This is a genomic window from Henriciella pelagia (assembly GCF_002088945.1).
Classification (GTDB): Bacteria; Pseudomonadota; Alphaproteobacteria; order Caulobacterales; family Hyphomonadaceae; genus Henriciella; species Henriciella pelagia.
This window is the reverse complement of record NZ_NCSU01000011.1, coordinates 1-18,390: the sequence shown is the minus strand read 5'-3', so window position 1 is coordinate 18,390 and position 18,390 is coordinate 1. Positions and strand designations below refer to the sequence as shown.

General features: G+C 58.6%; 18 protein-coding genes and 3 tRNA genes. 4 read left to right on the top strand and 17 right to left on the bottom strand.

Going from position 1 to position 18,390, the window contains the following annotated elements:
• Positions 1 to 118: 118 nt before the first annotated feature.
• The 9 genes from B8746_RS09535 to B8746_RS09490 form a co-directional block, all read right to left on the bottom strand.
• Positions 119 to 1,510, bottom strand: a complete 1,392-nt coding sequence (locus tag B8746_RS09535; protein ID WP_084393467.1) for a tetratricopeptide repeat protein — start codon at positions 1,508 to 1,510, stop codon at positions 119 to 121.
• A gap of 206 nt (positions 1,511 to 1,716) precedes the next feature.
• Complete coding sequence (locus B8746_RS09530; RefSeq protein WP_084393466.1) at positions 1,717 to 2,334, bottom strand: energy transducer TonB; 618 nt, start codon at positions 2,332 to 2,334, stop codon at positions 1,717 to 1,719.
• Between the two features lie 175 nt (positions 2,335 to 2,509).
• Positions 2,510 to 3,136, bottom strand: a complete 627-nt coding sequence (locus B8746_RS09525; RefSeq protein WP_084393465.1) for an energy transducer TonB — start codon at positions 3,134 to 3,136, stop codon at positions 2,510 to 2,512.
• Positions 3,137 to 3,145: 9 nt separating this feature from the next.
• Positions 3,146 to 3,559 (bottom strand): ExbD/TolR family protein, encoded by a 414-nt coding sequence (locus tag B8746_RS09520; protein WP_084393464.1) that lies wholly within the window; start codon positions 3,557 to 3,559, stop codon positions 3,146 to 3,148.
• Between the two features lie 9 nt (positions 3,560 to 3,568).
• Complete coding sequence (locus B8746_RS09515) at positions 3,569 to 3,979, bottom strand: ExbD/TolR family protein (RefSeq protein WP_084393463.1); 411 nt, start codon at positions 3,977 to 3,979, stop codon at positions 3,569 to 3,571.
• Positions 3,979 to 4,494, bottom strand: coding sequence for a MotA/TolQ/ExbB proton channel family protein (locus B8746_RS09510; RefSeq protein WP_084393462.1), 516 nt, complete (start codon positions 4,492 to 4,494; stop codon positions 3,979 to 3,981). The genes B8746_RS09515 and B8746_RS09510 overlap by 1 nt, the downstream gene beginning before the upstream one ends.
• Positions 4,495 to 4,523: 29 nt before the next feature.
• Entirely contained in the window at positions 4,524 to 5,924 is a 1,401-nt protein-coding gene (locus B8746_RS09505; protein ID WP_084393461.1) for a MotA/TolQ/ExbB proton channel family protein, read from the bottom strand.
• 28 nt (positions 5,925 to 5,952) lie between these two features.
• Positions 5,953 to 6,735, bottom strand: coding sequence for a DUF3450 domain-containing protein (locus tag B8746_RS09500; protein ID WP_084393460.1), 783 nt, complete (start codon positions 6,733 to 6,735; stop codon positions 5,953 to 5,955).
• A 495-nt stretch (positions 6,736 to 7,230) separates the two neighbouring features.
• Positions 7,231 to 7,305 (bottom strand) — tRNA-Gln (locus B8746_RS09490).
• A 148-nt stretch (positions 7,306 to 7,453) separates the two neighbouring features.
• On the opposite strand from B8746_RS09490, the gene B8746_RS09485 reads away from it, so the two are divergent.
• The 3 genes from B8746_RS09485 to B8746_RS09475 all read left to right on the top strand — a co-directional run bounded on the left by B8746_RS09485 (position 7,454) and on the right by B8746_RS09475 (position 9,897).
• Positions 7,454 to 7,530, top strand: a tRNA-Pro gene (locus B8746_RS09485).
• A gap of 119 nt (positions 7,531 to 7,649) precedes the next feature.
• On the top strand, positions 7,650 to 9,431 hold the full coding sequence (gene sppA / locus B8746_RS09480; RefSeq protein WP_084393458.1) for a signal peptide peptidase SppA: 1,782 nt from the start codon (positions 7,650 to 7,652) through the stop codon (positions 9,429 to 9,431).
• Between the two features lie 121 nt (positions 9,432 to 9,552).
• A complete protein-coding gene (locus B8746_RS09475) occupies positions 9,553 to 9,897 on the top strand; it encodes a chorismate mutase (protein WP_084393457.1) in 345 nt (114 codons plus the stop codon).
• Here B8746_RS09475 and B8746_RS09470 read toward each other — a convergent pair.
• Entirely contained in the window at positions 9,846 to 10,238 is a 393-nt protein-coding gene (locus B8746_RS09470) for an Hpt domain-containing protein (protein WP_095380864.1), read from the bottom strand. The genes B8746_RS09475 and B8746_RS09470 overlap by 52 nt on opposite strands.
• Positions 10,239 to 10,385: 147 nt before the next feature.
• Between B8746_RS09470 and B8746_RS17130 the strand changes: the two genes are divergently transcribed.
• Positions 10,386 to 10,529, top strand: a complete 144-nt coding sequence (locus tag B8746_RS17130; protein ID WP_158084590.1) for a hypothetical protein — start codon at positions 10,386 to 10,388, stop codon at positions 10,527 to 10,529.
• A gap of 83 nt (positions 10,530 to 10,612) precedes the next feature.
• On the opposite strand, the gene acs is transcribed toward B8746_RS17130, so the two are convergent.
• The 7 genes from acs to tuf form a co-directional block, all read right to left on the bottom strand.
• The gene (gene acs / locus B8746_RS09465; RefSeq protein WP_084393455.1) at positions 10,613 to 12,571 is read right to left on the bottom strand and encodes an acetate--CoA ligase; all 1,959 of its coding nucleotides are present in this window, start codon (positions 12,569 to 12,571) and stop codon (positions 10,613 to 10,615) included.
• 174 nt (positions 12,572 to 12,745) lie between these two features.
• Positions 12,746 to 13,543 carry a copper resistance protein B gene (locus tag B8746_RS09460; protein WP_084393454.1) on the bottom strand — a complete coding sequence of 266 codons (798 nt, stop codon included), beginning with the start codon at positions 13,541 to 13,543 and terminating at the stop codon, positions 12,746 to 12,748.
• Positions 13,543 to 15,561 carry a copper resistance system multicopper oxidase gene (locus B8746_RS09455; protein WP_084393453.1) on the bottom strand — a complete coding sequence of 673 codons (2,019 nt, stop codon included), beginning with the start codon at positions 15,559 to 15,561 and terminating at the stop codon, positions 13,543 to 13,545. The genes B8746_RS09460 and B8746_RS09455 overlap by 1 nt, the downstream gene beginning before the upstream one ends.
• Positions 15,562 to 15,640: 79 nt before the next feature.
• Complete coding sequence (locus B8746_RS09450) at positions 15,641 to 16,081, bottom strand: hypothetical protein (RefSeq protein ID WP_084393452.1); 441 nt, start codon at positions 16,079 to 16,081, stop codon at positions 15,641 to 15,643.
• An 80-nt stretch (positions 16,082 to 16,161) separates the two neighbouring features.
• Positions 16,162 to 16,237: transfer RNA gene (locus B8746_RS09445), tRNA-Trp, on the bottom strand.
• Positions 16,238 to 16,311: 74 nt separating this feature from the next.
• Entirely contained in the window at positions 16,312 to 17,061 is a 750-nt protein-coding gene (locus B8746_RS09440) for a sulfotransferase domain-containing protein (RefSeq protein WP_084393451.1), read from the bottom strand.
• Positions 17,062 to 17,196: 135 nt separating this feature from the next.
• On the bottom strand, positions 17,197 to 18,387 hold the full coding sequence (gene tuf / locus B8746_RS09435) for an elongation factor Tu (RefSeq protein WP_084391653.1): 1,191 nt from the start codon (positions 18,385 to 18,387) through the stop codon (positions 17,197 to 17,199).
• Positions 18,388 to 18,390 lie beyond the last annotated feature (3 nt).

The window sequence follows — 18,390 nt, the reverse complement described above, 5'->3', positions numbered from 1 at the left end:
CTCAAATTTTGTTTCAAGTGAAACCATTTGAGAACCGGATGCAAGCGCAAGCCTGCGGCCAGAAACGAAAAACCCCGACGTCGCCGCCGGGGTTCTCTTAATTCATTGAACGTGAAGATCAGCTGCCGCCAAGTTTGGCGAGCGCTTCTTCAGCTGCTTTCAGGCGTTCATCAACCGTTGCGCAGGCTTCTGGAGCATTGCCTTCACCCAGAACAGCGAGCTGGGCGCAGCGTTCTTTTTCGTTCTTGGTGTCCTGAACAAGGCTCTGCGCTTCGAAGCGGACAAGCGCAACTTCGGTTGCTTCCTCAGAGTCCATGAAGGCGAGCCAGCCGCGTCCACCACGGTTGTTGGCATTCCGGAAGGCTTCGCGAGCACCCGCACGATCATCTCGTTCATACCGAGATTGACCGATGAGGACCCATGCGAGGCCCTTGTCTTTCACGCCACCGCTATTGATGGCCTTGATCAGAGCATCTTCAGCTTTCGCCCATTCCTGCAGCTCCGCATAGGAGCGGCCAAGACGCTCATACATGGCCCCGCTATTGTTCATCCGGGCCGCCTCTTCAATGACCGGAATGGCACGGTCGAATTCGCGGGCCACCTGATAGAGGTTCGCTAGCAATTCCATCCTTTCATAGGTCTTTGAAATGCGGCCTGCATTCATTTCCTTTTCCAGAATGCGGGCCGCCGGGAACGGCGCGTTGAAGCGGTTGTAGAAATTCACAATCCGCATCAGCTCATCTTCAGTCTTGAGAATGCCACCGAGATACATGGCCTTCTGGACTTCAAACGCCTTGCGCTCCTGGTCTGCCTGAAAGTAGTCGCCGGCAATGGCGTCCCAGAGCTTACGCTCATTCGGGTTCTTTGCCAGAAGCTGTTCGAGCAGCTGGGCCTTTTTCGCACGCTGGCCGGTCGCGTCGTAAAGATAGATCAGAAAATCATAGACTTGGCGGTCAGCATTCGGGCCATCTTTTGCGAAGACCTGCTCGGCCCATTTCAGGGCTTCCTGGTTGCGGTCAAGCTTCTGGTTGATGACAGCCAGCTGCCACATGCCGTCACGGTCAGGCTTGCCGCCCGCATTGATCCATTTCGTAGCGTATTCGATCGCCTTGTTCAGGTCGTTCTGGCTGAGATAGATCTGGAAGATATTGTAATAGGTGTTCGTCGACTCGCTTGCAGGGATGTAGCCCTGATTGAGAGCAGATTCGAGATCACGTACAGCGCCGGCATAGTCACCCGCTTCGATCTTGATGGCGGCGCCAAGCTTCAGGACTGCGCCCTGCTCGTAGCAGTTCAGCTCCTGGTTGCGAAGCTGGTTGAGCGCCTGCAATGCAGCTTGCGCATTCTTGTTCTGCAACAGCTCGGTTTCCGCCTTGAGGTACAGCTCGCCAGTTTTTGCACTGAACTCGGTTGCCTCGCAGCCTGCGCCCTGAGCAAGGGCCGCTCCGGCACCGAAACACGAAACTGCACCTGCGATGACAGCTCCCTTCAAGATCGCCTTGATTGTCATGGTGTCTCACTCCTTCTGCCGTTTCCGGCGGGTCGTTGATGACAAACGCTGTCACTGCTGAAGCGCTTGCGATTGTCCGAAATGACTGCCCTCTATTTATCAGAGTTTATAGGCGATCAATTTCGCGAAAAAATGTCCTGTTAACGTATGAGCGGTCAGGCCCGTCACGTCAACGCTTTGCGCCTGACCTTGTGCATCAATTTCGCTCAAAGCCGAAACTCGATCGGATACACAACATTTTTCCTTTCCACTGCCTGTCCCCGCTGCACCATCGGCGCAAATTGTACGCGGGATACAGCCCTTATTGCCTCTCGTTCAAAGCCTGGATGGGAACAGTTTGATATCAGATTGTAAGGGCGTCCTCGCGTGTCGACATCGAATCGTACTTCGCAGTCCCCTTGGATGTTCCGGTTGGCCAGGGATTGTGGATAGTTCACTACGGGCGGGCTGATCGGCTGGATGTCTCGATTGCCTATCGCAACGGGCGCAATGTGGAGATCACGGAGTATGTTCACATCCACCCTGGCAGGAACTGCTCCCGAGAGCGAAACGCCGGGCAGGTCTATGTCTCCTTGGGTCGCCGCATATTTGGGCGGAGGCGAAGGCCTGTGTGCGATGGGAAGCGGCTGTGGACGGGGCCGCTCGCCGACTTCAGGCTTCTCGGGCAGTTTCGGTGTCAGCGCGGTGAGGTCACGCTCCTGGGCGGGCTGCGGGGGCACATAGTCGACCGCTATCATCGACTGCATGAAGGCAAACAGTGCGAACACGACCAGACCGGCCAGAGGCAGGCCGATTACGGGCCGAACAAGAGCATTCTGCAACATTGATCTCTCCCTTTTTGTGCAACATTATTACATTACAGAGTTCGTTACGTCAACCTAGCGTCTAATGCGGAGAGTCGGTGATGTAGATAATGCGTTCAGGCAGGTCTCGGCCGGCAATAAAAAAGGGCCTCTTCCGACGGAAAAGGCCCTTCTCAAAAATTGCTTGAAGCGCGATCTAGCCGTCCAGCTGGAACTCCAGCGGATAGACCACATTGCGGCGCTCCGCAGGCTGTCCTCGGACAATCTTTGGTGCAAACTCCACCCGGCTGACGGCCCGTTCGGCCTCGCGCTTGAACACGCTGTCAGTGCAGTTTGCCTGTACATTGTACGGGCGTCCCCGCGTATCCACGTCGAAGCGAACTTCGCAGGACCCTTCAATGCCGCGCTCAGCCGCACGCGACGGATAGGTCGGCACAGGTGGGCGGATCGGCTGGGCATCCCGGTCCGAGATGGCCACCGGGTCGATGGCAAGCGAATCGAGACGCTGGATGTTCAGCTCCGTCGGAGCCGCGCCCTGGATGTTTGGCGTTGGCAGGTCGATATCAGACCGCGTCGCCGACATCTTTGGCGGTGGAGGCGGCTTGTCGGCCGACTGAATCCGCTGGGCCTTGTTACGGGTCCGGGTGCGGACTTCAGTATCTTCCTCAGCTGGCGTGATCCGCGCCAGGACACGTTCTTCCTCGACTTCAGGCTGCACGTAATCCTGATTGATCATGGAGTACATGAAGGTGAAGAGGAGATAGACAACAATTGCCGCGAGCGGGATGCCGATGACAAGTCTAAGAATTGGATTGCTAAGCATTGGAGTCTCCTATTCTCGCTCGACCGACACGTTGATGGCGTTTGAGCCGTCAACCTTGTTGATGATTTCCATCAAGTCGATCAGCACCCCAGCATCCGAATCCTTGTCTGCCTGAACAACAAGTTCACCCTTGGGATTGTCTTCGCGAAGCTCCCGGATCCGGAAGGTCACTTCCTGCATCGGGACCTGCTCCTTATCGATGTAGATTTCACTATTATCATCGATAGCGATCAGGATTCCGAGCGGGTTCTGACGGTCCAGATTGTCGACTTCCTGACGGATAATGTCGACACCAGGCTCCTTGATGAACTGCGCCGTGACAATGAAGAAGATGAGCAGGATGAAAACCACGTCCAGCATCGGCGTGAGGTTGATGTCCTCATCGCTGCCTTCAGAGACCAACATGCGTTTTCTACGGGCCATATCTGTCTCCTACTCTTCGCTCTGCACGATGTTCACCCGCGTCATCTTGGCGTTATACGCCTCGTCGCGGATTTTCACGATGGTGCCGGTCTTGGCACGAGGATGAGCCTGAATGATCAACGCACTGTCAGGATTCTCAGCCCGCAGCCGCTCCATGTTTGCCCGCACACCTGCAAGTTCGGTGTAACGGCCGTTCACGGTGATCAGATTATCCTCTCCAACGTAAACCAGGATGGCCTGCTGCTGCTGGTCCTGATTCTGGTCCGGGGATGGCGGCGGTGGCGGCTCAAGGCCGATCGCCTCCTCCTGGATGAAGGTCGAAGTCACGATAAAGAAGATGAGGAGAATGAACACCACATCCAGCATTGGCGTGAGGTCGACACTGGCCTCTTCAGGCGCCTTATGACTACGTCCACGCATCAGCTGATCTCCATTTCGTCTTCGACCTGCTGGACAAGGCGGTTCACCTTGCTGTCCATGCCGGAGGTGAAAATGATGCCGGAAATCGACGCAACCATGCCCGCCATGGTCGGAATGGTGGCACGAGACACACCGCCCGACATGGCCTTTGCATCTGCACCATCGGTGATGGCCATGACGTCAAACACCGTCACCATACCCGTCACCGTTCCGAGCAGACCGAGCAGCGGCGCGAGCGCCACCATCGCCTTGGTCATGCTTACATTGGCTTCCGCCTTGGCGCGAACTTCAGATACCAGCTTGTCCCTGACCCAGTGCGCCAGGACAGACTTGCGGTCCGACCGGGCATTCCACTCGGCAATCGCGTCTTCGGCGACACCCTTGTGGGCAAAGCGGAAGTAAAACAGCCGCTCCAGGATCAGCGCCCACATGATAAATGTGGCCACCATGATGACAAGCAGGACTGGTCCACCCCGTGCCAGAAAGGCCTCAAGATCGTTTAGTCCTAAGTCCATGTACTAACCTCCCGAAGGAGGGAGTGGCGTTAAGCCACTCCCGTGTTGGACTCTGCACGCTCGGCGACGAGGCCGGCTGCTTGCTCATCGAGAATCTGCTGGTTGCCGCGGGCCAGAGAGGCTGCAACAGCGTGGAGCAGAAGCAGCGGGATCGCTGCGACCAGACCGAGAACGGTCGTCATGAGAGCTACCGAGATACCACCAGCCATCAGCTTCGGATCGCCGGCACCGAAGTTGGTGATGGCGGTAAAGGTGATGATCATACCGATAACCGTACCGAGAAGACCGAGGAGCGGTGCAACAGCGGCAAGCACTTTGACGATGTCGTTGAAGCGTTCGATTTTCGGCGACTCACGCAGGATCTGTTCGTCGAGCTTGAGTTCGAGCGATTCGATGTCGTGGTGCTTGTTGGTTTCGTAGGCTTCGAAGACACGAGCCAGCGGGTTGCCGGTTCCGGCCTGACGGGTCTTCGCAGTTTTGCGCATCGCGCCGCCCATGAGGAAGAGCGTGACAATCTTGAAGATCGCAAACGCTGCACCAACCGCCAGCAGGAAGAGGATCACATAACCCACAACACCACCTTGGTTCACCCGCTCACCGAGGCCCGGCATTTCGCCGGCAACTGCGAAGAGCTGGCCTTTGGTCGGGTCGACCGGCGTGATGACGACTTCACCTTCGTCGGCAGCGATCAGCTTTTTCATGGCAGCCTGGAAATCACCGCCCGGCTGGGCTTTCAGGACGCGCAGATAAGGCTCGTCGGTATTGGCCGTGATGATCTCGAGGAAACGAGTGTCATCTGTGGTCGCCGCGGTGAACACACCAACGCGCATCACTTCGACATCAGCAATGGTTGCGTCAGGGCCTGCGCCGGCAACTGGTGCCGTGAAGGTCTTCACCTCGGACTGGGCAACCATTTCCTGAAGCATCGCCTTCGGCAGCGCGTCGAGGTCTTCGCGGGTCGGAAGTGAACGGGCTTCGGAAACCTCGGCGAGGCGCTCGGCACGGCCGGTATATTCGTAGTTGGAAAGCGACTCACGAATGATCGGCATGGTCTCGCCGGCTGCAGTCCGGAACTGGCCGAGAAGCTCACCGAAATCACCTGCCTGGGTTTCGAGCTCTGCCGACAGTTGGGTCAGCTGACGCTCATTCTCGTCGAACTCCGCAGATAGGGCACGGCCACGGGCTTCGGCAGCGTTGAGCTGTCCGCGAGCCTCGCTCATCAGACGGGCCTGTTCGGCGGTCTGCTGGCGGAACTCCTGAAGACGGCGTTCGTCTTCAGCCGACATCTGCTGGGAGTCCCGACGCACCAGATCGAGGATGTCGCTGAGAGAGACGTCCTGAGCCGTGGCGGGGGCGGAGAAGGTGATTGCAGATCCCATGACCAGCGCAGTCGCGCCGAGGGCCTGCAGAGATTTTTTGAATACTTTCATCTGTATATTCCTCTGAATTCTCTGGCGCTTACTGGGCCGACACATTCAGGCGCGTCGCAGGAGCGTAAAGAACGCTAGGCGTCGTGGTGCCTTTCGCGACCTTGATGGCCTGTGCGATGTCTTCCTTGAACTTGCTCTGAACCGGCACCCAGGCATTAGACGCACGATCATAACGCGCGGCGTATTTGTTGTCCGGGGACAGATAGACCAGTGCGACACGACCATAGAGGAACATGTCGACCATGACGGGATTGCCGTCGATGTCGATTTCTTCCGGCCAGGTCTGGATCGTGCGACCGTATTCCATCTCACGCTTGTAGGCTTCGATGATGAGGCGATATTGCTCAACGATCGGCACCTGCGGATTTTCCATCGCGGTGCGAAGCTCGTTGATGGTTTCGGTCCGCTCATTGATCTTGAACGGCAGGTCGGCCTGGATGAAGGTTTCCAGGTCCGAAATCATGTCGATCAGCATCGGCGTTGTCTGAGCGGTGATCTCGTCGACGCGGCCCAGCTGCTCTTCCAGCGACGCCAGTTCGCGACGCTGGCTCTCGACAACTTTCTCCTGCTGGCGCGCATAGAGTTGTGCGGCCTGGGTGCGTTGCAGAAGGGTACGGAACTCGCTGACCATGTCGGAGCGCTGATCGTCCAGCTGGTTGATCTGCTCCTGTACCTGTTCGGCTTTGCGGGTCGCTTGCTCGCCGGTTTCAAGAGCCTGGCGTAGTTGGCCTTGTGCCACAGCGGGCATTGCCATCCCGGCAATTAGCGCCGCTGCTACGGCACCTCGCGCCGGTGTGAGTACTTTTTTCATGAGGTTTGCCTCTCACTCTCCGAATGGTCGTGCTTCTCGTGCACGGTGAAACTTCAATTGCGGCCCTGCCCCCTGAATACTGGCGGGCCGCCACTCTGCTAAATCGGACACACACACAGGTCCGCAGTCGAAGGAGGAGATGCGGAAACACCTCGAAACCTCCCCCAAATTTTTCGGAATGCTTCTGCGCACTCTCTTCTTATTCAGATTTACGGCTGTCGCCATGCAGGCCGCCGAAGCGACCACCGCGCCGGACGCTAGCAACAGCTTCGCTCCGGATCAATGGTCGTTCAGAAACCGTTTAAAAAACTTACCGAATTGTAGCGCAAGCACAATCATGCATCACAGTACTGATTTTCATGACTAAATCGCGACATGATCATTTTCTGACGGCAGGAGCGCCACGTTTGATCAGCCTGAAGTCCGCGAACCTGCAATGACCGTGGCAGGAAGGCAGAAACCTTACGCGCCAGGAAATAGCGATACTCAGAAGAGTGGCTGGGGTGCCAGGATTCGAACCTGGGAATGCCGATACCAAAAACCGGTGCCTTACCACTTGGCGACACCCCAACAGCGGAAGAAGGCCGGGACATACTCAATCCGGTTTCGCCTTGCAACTCCCAAACTCAACCAAAAAACAGCTGCTGATTTGTGCGATTGGAAAACTTGGTCCGCTTGTCACTGCACCCCCTGTAAGTTATAGGGCCTCGCCTTGGCTCGGAATATAGCTCAGCCTGGTAGAGCACCGTCTTCGGGAGGCGGGGGTCGGAGGTTCGAATCCTCCTATTCCGACCAATTCAGTTTCCCGACAGATGGAATCAATCCGATCGATGTATGACATCGGCCCTTTACTTTTATTCGATATGCTTCATATCGTTTATTGATAAATTTTGCGGTTCGGAGGTAATTTCGTCGTGCGGACTTTTTTTGTGGCACTCGGAGGTGCGGTGATCGGCGCACTTCTTGGCGCTGTGCTACTCTTCTTCATAGCTTCGGCAGTTATTGGCGGCTGGATCAATTCCGCCGGCGCATCCCTGACCGGAGGAGGCGAAAATCCGGAATCGACCGTCCTGTCCATTGACCTGCGCGATCCGCTGGCCGACCAGCCGGCCACCAGCGGACTGGGTGCGCTGTTCGGTGAAAAAGGCTTCGTAAACGTGCTGACCCGCCTCGATGCCGCAAAGTCTGACTCATCTGTGAAAGGCGTGCTTATCCGCGCCAGCGAATACTCTGTTGGCTCATCTCGTGCGGAAGAATTGCGCCAGGCCATCCATGCGCTGCGCGGCGAGGGCAAGTTCGTGATCGTTCATTCGCAGGGAACCTATGCGGGCGGACCGGCCATGATGCGCATCATGGCAGCCGCCGACGACATTGTCGTGCAGCCAGGCGGCGATTTCCTGCCTGGCGGGATCACATTCGAAACGATGTTCCTGAAAGGCCTGTTCGACAAGCTCAATGTTCGTGCCGAGATCGAGCAGTTCTACGAATACAAGAACGCTCCGAACGTCTACAAGCAGACCGACTTCACCGACGCCCACCTCGAAGCCATGACGGTCCTGGCCGAATCGCTATGGGAAACGACGGTTGCCGACATTGCGGAAGACCGCGGCCTGACTGTGCAGGCCGTCAAGGACGCCTTCAATGCTGCCCCGCTCAGCCCCGACCGCCTGATTGAACTCGGCCTCGCCACCGAACTTGGATGGCCCGAAGACGCGATGGACACCGCCAAGGAGCGCGGCGGCGAAGGCACCGAAATCATCGACATCATGTCATACTCACCGCCAACAGCGCCGCTTGGTACGCCTGCCATTGCGATTGTAGGCGGAGAAGGCCCGATTGTGACCGGTGGCAGCGATGGCGATTTCTTCAGCGGCGGCGCCGCATTCGCTTCCGACGCAATCGCAGGTGCCATCCTGGAAGCCGGTCGCAACGAGCGCGTGAAGGCAATCGTGTTCCGCGTCGACAGCCCAGGCGGGTCTCCGACCGCATCCGACCAGATCTGGCGCGCCGTCGAACGCGTGCAGGAAATGGACAAGCCCGTGGTCGTCTCCATGGGCGCTTATGCAGCATCCGGTGGCTATTATGTGTCAACGGGAGCGGACTGGATCGTGGCGAACCGCACGACCATTACTGGCTCCATCGGTATCTTTGGCGGCAAGTTCGCACTGGCCGACGGCCTTCGCCAGATCGGCGTGAACACTGAAGCGATCACGGTTGGTGGTCCATTTGCCGGGGCCCTGACGACACTTGACGGATTTACCGAGGAACAGCGTAGCCTGCTGCATGCATGGCTTGAGCGCGGCTATGACCGCTTCATCTCGCTCGTCGCGGAGGGACGAGACATGAGCGAAGCCGAGGTTCGCGAGATCGCGAAGGGTCGTGTCTGGACTGGTGAAGACGGTCTGGAAGTCGGCATCGTGGATCAGCTGGGTGGGCTGATGGACGCCCTGGCCAAGGCTCGCGAGCTCGCTGGAATTGGCGAAGACGAAGAGACCCGCATCATGTTCTATCCCGTGCCACAGGGCGGACTGCCGGGCCTCGGCCCAATGGCCGAATCGTCTGCCGGTGACCTCGCCACGCTGTCGCGCGCTGCAGACATTCTGGAGAATGAGCGCATCCAGATGCTGATCGAGCAAGGCGGCGTCCTGAGCGGGTCGCCTGTCCAGGCCCGCGGGCCAGCCTTCATTGAGCGCTAGCGCCTGCGCCCGCCTGGCTCGAATCGAGCGCAAATGAAACTCTGCGTCGAGCCGCCACACCTCTACGTCTGGCGGCTCGTCTTATATGAATGAAAGCCTTATGGGACTATCAGGAGCCGACATGACAGACACCGCCGATCCCGATACCCGCCGCCACACGGCACAATCCGCGCAGACCATGGCTGACGTGCGCTTCGAGATCGACCGTCTCGACCGGGCACTGGTCAGGCTGCTCGTGGAGCGCCAGTCCTTCATGGATGCCGCCGCCCGCATCAAGGGGACCCGCAAGAGCGTGCATGATCGCGCACGAATTGAAGATGTGGTCAGCAAGGTCGTCGCCGAGGCCAGGAAGCAGGGTCTGTCCCCCGCCATCGCCGAGCCGGTGTGGCGCACCCTGATTGACCGCTGCATCGCCTATGAGTTCGAGGCCTTCGATGCCCTCAAACCCGGCCTCGACAAGGCGTGAGTTGCTCGCCCGCACGCTTCGAGCGTCATGGCGATCTGATCTTTCACCTCATTCAGTAGCAGGGCTGCACCCGCGACCGACGGAGGCAGGTCACGACCGGCTGTCTCTGCCTTGCGGCATGCCTCGGCGAGGTCGTCCGCCCCGATGCTGAGGGCCGCGCCTTTCAAGGTGTGAGCGGCGTCGGCCCACTGGCTCGCATCAGCGCGAGGGTCAAGCAGCCGGGACCAGATGGCGGCCTGCTCGCGGAAAATATCAATAACCTCCTCTGCAAGGTCGGCGTCGCCGCCCGTCATGGAGAGCAAATGATCGAGATCGATTTCAGCCTGAGCGTGCATGGTCATCCTGCCTGTCTTGTCAACAACGAGTAGACGCAGGCATTGCTTATCCAGACGTTAAGCCGTCCGGCTGTCGCCGCGCTACTTTTGTAATTGCCTCTGAAGCGTCTTGGGCGTATAAGCACTTATCGATTTTCAATAGGTGGATGAAACATGATTGCCGCATTGATCGCCGTTCGCGACTTCTTTGTAGCTGTTCTGATCAGCTGGCTTGGCGTTGCAACCGACACGGCTGACACTCAGAAAGAGGCCGAATCTGTTCAGCCAGCGCCAGTATCGACGGCGATGCTTCGCTAGGCTTTACGAGGTCCTCTCCAGAGGACGCACATCAAGAGTGAGCGCAGGCCGAGAGGCCTGCGCTTCTTTTTTTGTGGGATAAATCAGGCATGTGCCTTGCGGTTCTGGCGACCTTCGATCAACTGCTCGACCACTTCCGGTTCTGCGAGGGTGGACGTGTCACCGAGATTATCGAAACTGTCCTCGGCAATCTTGCGCAGAATCCGACGCATGATCTTGCCGGAACGCGTTTTCGGAAGCCCTGAGGAAAACTGGATCAGGTCCGGGCTGGCGATCGGTCCGATTTCCGACCGGACATGTCTGACTAGTTCCGACTTCAGCTCATCGCTTGGCTCAACTTCCGCAACCGTCGTGACATAGGCATAGATGCCCTGCCCCTTGATATCGTGCGGATATCCGACAACCGCCGCTTCAGCGACGGCGTCGTGTGACACCAGAGCGCTCTCGACTTCCGCGGTGCCCATGCGATGGCCGGAAACGTTGATGACATCGTCGACCCGGCCGGTGATCCAGTAGAAGCCATCCTCATCGCGCCGGCAGCCATCCCCGGTGAAATAATTGCCGGGATAGGCGGAGAAATAGGTTTCTATGAATCGCTGGTGGTCGCCATAGACGGTCCGCATCTGGCCCGGCCAGCTGTCGGTGATGATGAGGTTGCCTTCGGTTGCACCGCGCAACTCATGTCCTTCTGCATCGACCAGTTTAGGCTGCACGCCGAAGAAGGGATGAGAGCCGGCGCCTGGCTTCATCTCGCTTGTGCCAGGAAGCGGAACGATCATGGTGCCGCCGGTCTCTGTCTGCCACCAAGTGTCAACAATCGGGCAGCGTTCTTCACCCACCACCTTGAAATACCATTCCCAGGCTTCCGGATTGATGGGCTCGCCCACCGTGCCAAGAAGGCGGAGCGAGGAGCGGTCGGTCGATTTCACCGGCTCGTCACCTTCACGCATCAGGGCGCGAATCGCTGTCGGCGCAGTATAGAAAATGGTTACGCCGTGCTTGTCACACGCTTCCCAGAAGCGCGAAGCGCTCGGATAGGTCGGCACGCCTTCGAACATGACCGAGGTCGCACCGTTCGCCAGGGGGCCGTAGACGATGTAGGTGTGCCCCGTAACCCAGCCGACATCGGCCGAACACCAGAAGACATCATCTTCCTTGAGGTCGAACACGTATTCATGCGTCATGGAAGCCCAGACAAGGTATCCGCCGCAGGTATGCAGGACGCCTTTCGGCTTGCCGGTAGAGCCTGAAGTGTAGAGGATGAAGAGCGGGTCTTCTGCGTTCATCGGCTCAGGTGGGCAGGTGTCGGCGACGTCAGCGCCAATTTCATGCAGCCAGAGATCACGGCCTGCTTTCATGTCCACATCATTTCCAGTGCGGCGAACAACGAGTACCTTTTCCACCATGCCATTGGCAAGGTCACATGCCTTGTCGCAGTTCACTTTCAGCGGAACGATCCTGCCCCCTCGAACGCCTTCGTCTGCGGTGATGACGAACTTCGATTCGCAGTCTGTAATCCGCCCTGCGAGCGCTTCAGGCGAAAATCCACCGAAGACGACAGAGTGGACGGCACCAATGCGCGCGCAGGCCAGCATTGCCATCGCAGCCTCGACGATCATTGGCATGTAGATCGTGACGCGGTCGCCCTTCTTGACCCCCATCTCCTTGAGAACATTGGAGAAGCGGCACACCGCATGATACATCTGCCTGTAGGTCAGCGTGTGGCTGTCTTCCGGATCGTCGCCCTCCCAGATAATGGCAGGCTTGTCGGCGCGCGTTTCCAGATGGCGGTCGAGGCAACTCTCAGTGACATTCAGCGTGCCGTCTGAAAACCAGCGCACATGAAGGTCATCGCGATTCCAAGAGACGTCTTTCACTTTCGTGTACGGCGTCATCCACTTGATGCGCTTGCCATGCTCGCCCCAGAATGCTTCTGGGTCGTCAATCGAGGCAGAATACATCTCGCGATATTTTTCCGGAGTCAGATTGGCCTGGGAAGCGAAAGCTTCCGGAACCGGATGCGTTGTTACCTCGTGACTCATGATCGATTGATCTCCCTGATTTCATTGCTACGCGCAGGGCATCGCCTGACGCTCATAATTGTCCTCAACATGCGCGCAGTTGATCACGATGTGAAGACCGGCACGAGGGACAAACGGACGCCAGCCTGTCTCAAATGTGAAACAGGCTGGCTCCATGGCTTCTATCGGTATCGATCAGTGCCAGGCTCTGACGCCGATCACAAAAGCGACCGCCTCGCTCTCTTCCCCTGCCGCTTTTGCAAAGTCAGCCGTATCGCCGAAGGCTTTTTGCCACTCCACGCCGACGTAAGGGGCAAATTCGCGCTTGATTTCGTATCGCAGACGAAGTCCTGCACTGAGGCTCGTTACGCCGGAACCGGTCTCGAGCTCTGGAATTTCCTGCGCAGACAGTTCGAGTTCGGCGCGCGGCTGCAGGATGAGGCGCTGGGTAAGCAGAAGCTCATACTCGCTCTCGACTCGGGCGGTGAGGTCGCCGTCGGTTGACACAAAGGCCGCCCCGTCCAGTTCGAACAGGTATGGCGCGAGCCCCTGGAAACCGGCGACGAAGTGGGTCCGACCCCGCGGTTCGAAGTCCTGGCGAATGCCGGTCTGGATATCGAAATAGGGCGATACGGCCCGCGACCAGAGAAGCTGCACCTCCGCTTCTTCAAGGTCGCTTTCATCGGGCAGATATTCCAGCTCGGTCTTGAGCCAGAGCTTGTTGATATCGCCGCCATACCAGGCATTACCATCAAGCAGCAGCACATCCTCGTCGTCGAAAGCCTGCAATTCGAACCGCTCGGCCTGAACATAGAAGGTGTTCATCGATCCATGCGAATGGCGCAGGTGGTCGCGCGAATGGCGCATTGCCTCCTCGCCGAAGACCTCATCTGCCATTGACCAGGGCGCATCACCCTCCTCTGCAATGGCGGCGGGCATGACGAGCAGGCTGGCGGCTCCAAGACAAAGGGTGCGTCTGAAACGGTTGGTCATCAGTGGTGCTCTCCCTTGCTCATATCATGGCCTGCATGGGGATCATCCTTTGGCATGTCATGTCCCTCATGGCCTGAATGATCCATCTTTCCTGAGGACATGTCGTGGCCAGCATGCGGATCGTGTGAGGTTGGCGTCGGCACATTTCCGTCCTTCGGCATCACCGAGACTACATTCATCATCCCGGCATGCATGTGATAGAGAAGGTGGCAGTGGAACGCCCAGTCGCCGACATGTTCGGCCGTAACGTCGAAGGCGACTTTCTCTCCCGGTTTGACGATGACGGTGTGCTTGCGTGGCTTGTGGTGGCCGCCGCCATTCACGAGATCGAAGAACATGCCGTGCAGGTGGATCGGATGCGGCATCATCGTATCGTTGACGAGATTGAAGCGCACGCGCTCGCCTTCCTGCAATCGGATCGATTCCTTCACCTCAGAGAATTTCACCCCGTTAAACGACCACATATAGCGGTGCATGTTTGACGTGAGGTGGATCTGAAGCTCGCGGTCTGGCGCCCGCATGTCCGGGTTCATGTCGAGCGAGCGCAGCTGCGAATAGGTCAGCACGCGGTGGTTCACATCGTCGAGGCCGATACCCGGCTCGTCCAGCCGGCTCACGGGCATCATCGCCGTGTTGGCAACGCCCGGGCCGGTCTTGTGCGCGTGCATCTGCATCTCGCTACCGTCACCCATATCATGCTGCGAGTGATCCATACCGTCCATATCGTGACCGGAATGATCCATCCCGCCCATGTCATGACCGGAATGATCCTTGCCATCCGTGTCGTGGCCTGAATGGTCCATAGCTTTCATATCGTGATCGCCATGGTCCATACCACCCATATCGTGCTGGCTGTGATCCATCGCCTTCATGTCATGCGCGTCGTGATCCATACCGCTCATTGAGCCATGATCCATCGCCATGTCCTTCATGGTGAGGGTGGGCACCGCACGGATCTGCGGTGCTTCGGCGCGCAGTCCCGGCTGACTGCCGAGCGTCGCGACGGCCTGGCCCGACCGGTCGATGGATTCGGCAACCATCGCATACGCCCCTGCCCGCTCAGGCTGAACGACCACATCATATGTTTCAGCAACACCGATCTGGAACTCATCAGTCTCTACCGGGCGGACATTGAGGCCATCAGACGCGACCACGCTCATCGGCAGGCCCGGGATGCGGAAGTTGAAGATCGACATGGCCGACGCATTGATGATGCGCAGACGCACGCGTTCGCCGGGTTCAAACAAGGCGTTCCAGTTGTCGAGCGTCGAATGGCCGTTGATCAGATACGTATAGGTCGCGCCGGTCACGTCTGCGAGGTCGCGCGGGCTCATCCGCATCTGCCCCCACATGGCGCGGTCTTCGAGCGCGGTGCCAAAGCCTTCTCTGGCCGCATCGTCAGCGAAGTCACCCAATGTGCGCTGATTGAAATTGTAGGATTCCGAAGACTTCTTCAGCTTGGCGAAAATGCGGTGCGGATTCTCGAAACTCCAGTCTGAGAGGACAAGGACGTATTCGCGGTCATATGCGACCGGGTCAGCGCCCGCCGGGTCGATGATGATCGGCCCGTAATGGCCGACCTGTTCCTGCAGGCCGGAATGCGAGTGATACCAGTAGGTGCCCGATTGCGGCACGGCGAATTTGTACTGAAAGGTCTCACCCGGCCTGATCCCCGGGAAGGACACGCCAGGCACACCATCCATGTAGAATGGCACCAGAAGCCCATGCCAATGGATGCTGGTGTCGGCTTTCAGATTGTTCTTCACATTGATGGTGATGTCGTCGCCCTCGCGGAAGCGGATGAGCGGTGCCGGCAGCGTGCCATTGACGCCGGTCGCGATGCCGGAGCGCCCATCAATGCGGACCGGGAACTGGCTTATGTCGAGATTGAACTCGGTGCCTGTCAGGGTGGGCAGACCGAGATTGCCGTGGGCAGCACTGCGGGCCCAGGCGGGAAGGAGGCTGGTCGCGCCGATGGCTGCGCCAGACATCCCGAGGAAATGTCGTCTGTTGAACATGGATTTTCAGCGTGTTGTCTGATGGAAGGATGAGCGAAATCGGCCAGCGCGCGACGGCGCGGGGCAAAGATCGCTGCGATCAGATCAGGAGGCTGATTTTCTGCTGGATGAGGGTCAAGCCGCGTAAAGGCGGGTCCAGGCCGGGCGGCCAATCGGTCTGCTGCACGGCCTGAGAAGGCGGCTCAAGTTGAAGCCTTGCCGGGACCACCAATCTCGGCAACGGAAAGCTGGAGCCGTCCAGCGCCTTGTCCGGCGTGGCTGAGGCGCGATTGACCAGGCTCTGGTCGCACGCCTCACAGCCGAGTGCGCCATCGTCGCCATGATGCGCATGTCCGACCGGCGGGTTCGCAGGATCGGCGGGCTGCGCGTGGTGGTCATGGGCGTGGTGCGCCGTCGGAGCCACGTGCGAGCTGGCTTCGACGGCACCTGCTGTCTGCGCAAACACGCTACAGCCCAGCAGACCTGCCGATAGGCAGAGCGCAAAGAAGCCTAGAATGGCAAGGCGGAGCAACGCGGTCATCGAGGATAGAGATAGGTGATTTGCGGAGGCGATCAACGCAGCAGCTTCGCAAACGGCATGACAATGTGGTGAAGATCGCCTGGCACGGGCACTAGGACTTGAACCCAGGACCTGCGGTTTTGGAGACCGCCGCTCTACCAGCTGAGCTATACCCGCTCAGGCGAAGCGGTGTAATGCCCGATCACGAGCCTGAGTGCAACAGGCTTCGGCGCGGGCGACTGCAAACCGTTTCAGACGCTCCACGGTCCCTTGTCCCATCCGAGCAGACTGCGGGTCTCTTCCGCATCAAGGCCGTAGGCATCTTGCAGCAACGCGCGGTCTTCTGGGAGCATGGTTTCGCGATCGGTCGCGCTATTATGCCGGGGCTCTTCGGTAAACACGAAACGCGATACTCCGAGAAAGTCAGTGACCTTGTCCAGTTCGGGCTGCGAGCTGGCCGAAAGGTCTTCACTTCGCAGGAAGAGGAGCTGCTCGTCCGGGAAAAGCCGTTTGAGATTACGGACCTGATGAGCGTAGAAGCCGCGCGAGACCTGTGAACGTTCACGATCCTGCCCGGGCAGTGAGCGGCGGGCGCGTTCGCGCTCGGTGCGGATCGCGTTGGAGAAGGTCTCGCCTTCACGCTGCAGGCGCTTGTCCATGCGAAAATGCGACCAGGCGCGCTCGACCGGATCACGCAGCAACATGATGACCTTGATGTGGGGATTGTACCGCCAGAGCCGCTCCATCGCACCCGTCCACCAGGTCAGGATCGGCGTCGCCTCACCGAGCTTTGCGCCGCGGGCTTTCTCGTTCCAGTGAAACTGCTGGTGATAGATCCAGTAATCGAGTGGGCGGATGCCGGTCGGGGGGCGCTTGTCGAAGAAGTGAACCTCTTTCTTCTTCGCCATTGAGATATCCGGATGTTGGCGCAGATAGGCATCGAGTGAGGTGGTCCCGCCCTTCTGCACCCCGGCAATCATGAAATCGATCCGTTTGGGCATGTCTCCGTGTTCAGCAGAAGCTGCACCGTTCGGCAATGAAAAAGGGCTGCCCTTACGGACAGCCCTTTGATCTTGTGTCGCCCCCTGCCGGGGCAAGTCCAACCTGTTTTCAGTCCACTGGACTAAAGGTCGGTCTTACTTCGTCACGCTGGAGACGACGCCTGCACCGACGGTGCGGCCGCCTTCGCGGATGGCGAAGCGCAGGCCCTGGTCCATGGCAATCGGCGCGATGAGCTCGACTTCCATTTTGACGTTGTCGCCTGGCAGAACCATTTCCTTGTCCGCTGGAAGCTTCACAACACCCGTCACGTCCGTCGTACGGAAGTAGAATTGTGGACGGTAGTTGGTGAAGAATGGCGTGTGACGGCCACCCTCTTCCTTGGTCAGGATGTAGGCTTCTGCCTCGAACGTCGTGTGCGGCGTGATTGAACCTGGCTTACACAGCACCTGGCCACGCTCGACGCCTTCACGGTCGATACCGCGGATCAGCGCGCCGATATTGTCGCCGGCCTGGCCCTGGTCGAGCAGCTTGCGGAACATCTCGACGCCGGTAACCGTCGTCTTCTGCGTGTCGCGGATGCCGACAATCTCGACTTCCTCGCCAACCTTGATGATGCCCTGCTCCACACGGCCGGTCACAACCGTACCGCGGCCGGAGATCGAGAACACGTCCTCGACCGGCATCAGGAACGGCTTGTCCAGCGGACGCTCTGGCGTCGGGATGTACTCGTCGACAGCGGCCATCAGCTCGATGATCTTGTCCTTGCCGATGTTCGCGTCGCGGCCTTCAACAGCGGCCAGCGCAGAACCGGCAACGATCGGAATGTCGTCGCCCGGGAAGTCGTAGGAGGACAGAAGCTCACGAACTTCCATCTCGACGAGCTCGAGAAGCTCTTCATCATCGACCTGGTCGACCTTGTTCAGGAACACAACAAGCGCAGGAACGCCAACCTGGCGGGCCAGCAGGATGTGCTCGCGCGTCTGCGGCATCGGGCCGTCAGCAGCGTTCACAACCAGGATCGCGCCGTCCATCTGCGCCGCACCCGTGATCATGTTCTTCACATAGTCAGCGTGACCCGGGCAGTCGACGTGCGCATAGTGACGGTTCTCAGTCTCATACTCGACGTGCGCGGTGTTGATGGTGATGCCGCGGGCCTTCTCTTCTGGCGCATTGTCGATGTCCGCATAGGACTTCGCCGCACCGCCATAGGTCTCCGCCATCGTCATCGTGATCGCTGCCGTCAACGTCGTCTTGCCGTGGTCAACGTGGCCGATCGTGCCAATGTTCACGTGCGGCTTGTTCCGCTCAAACTTCTCCTTGGCCATGGG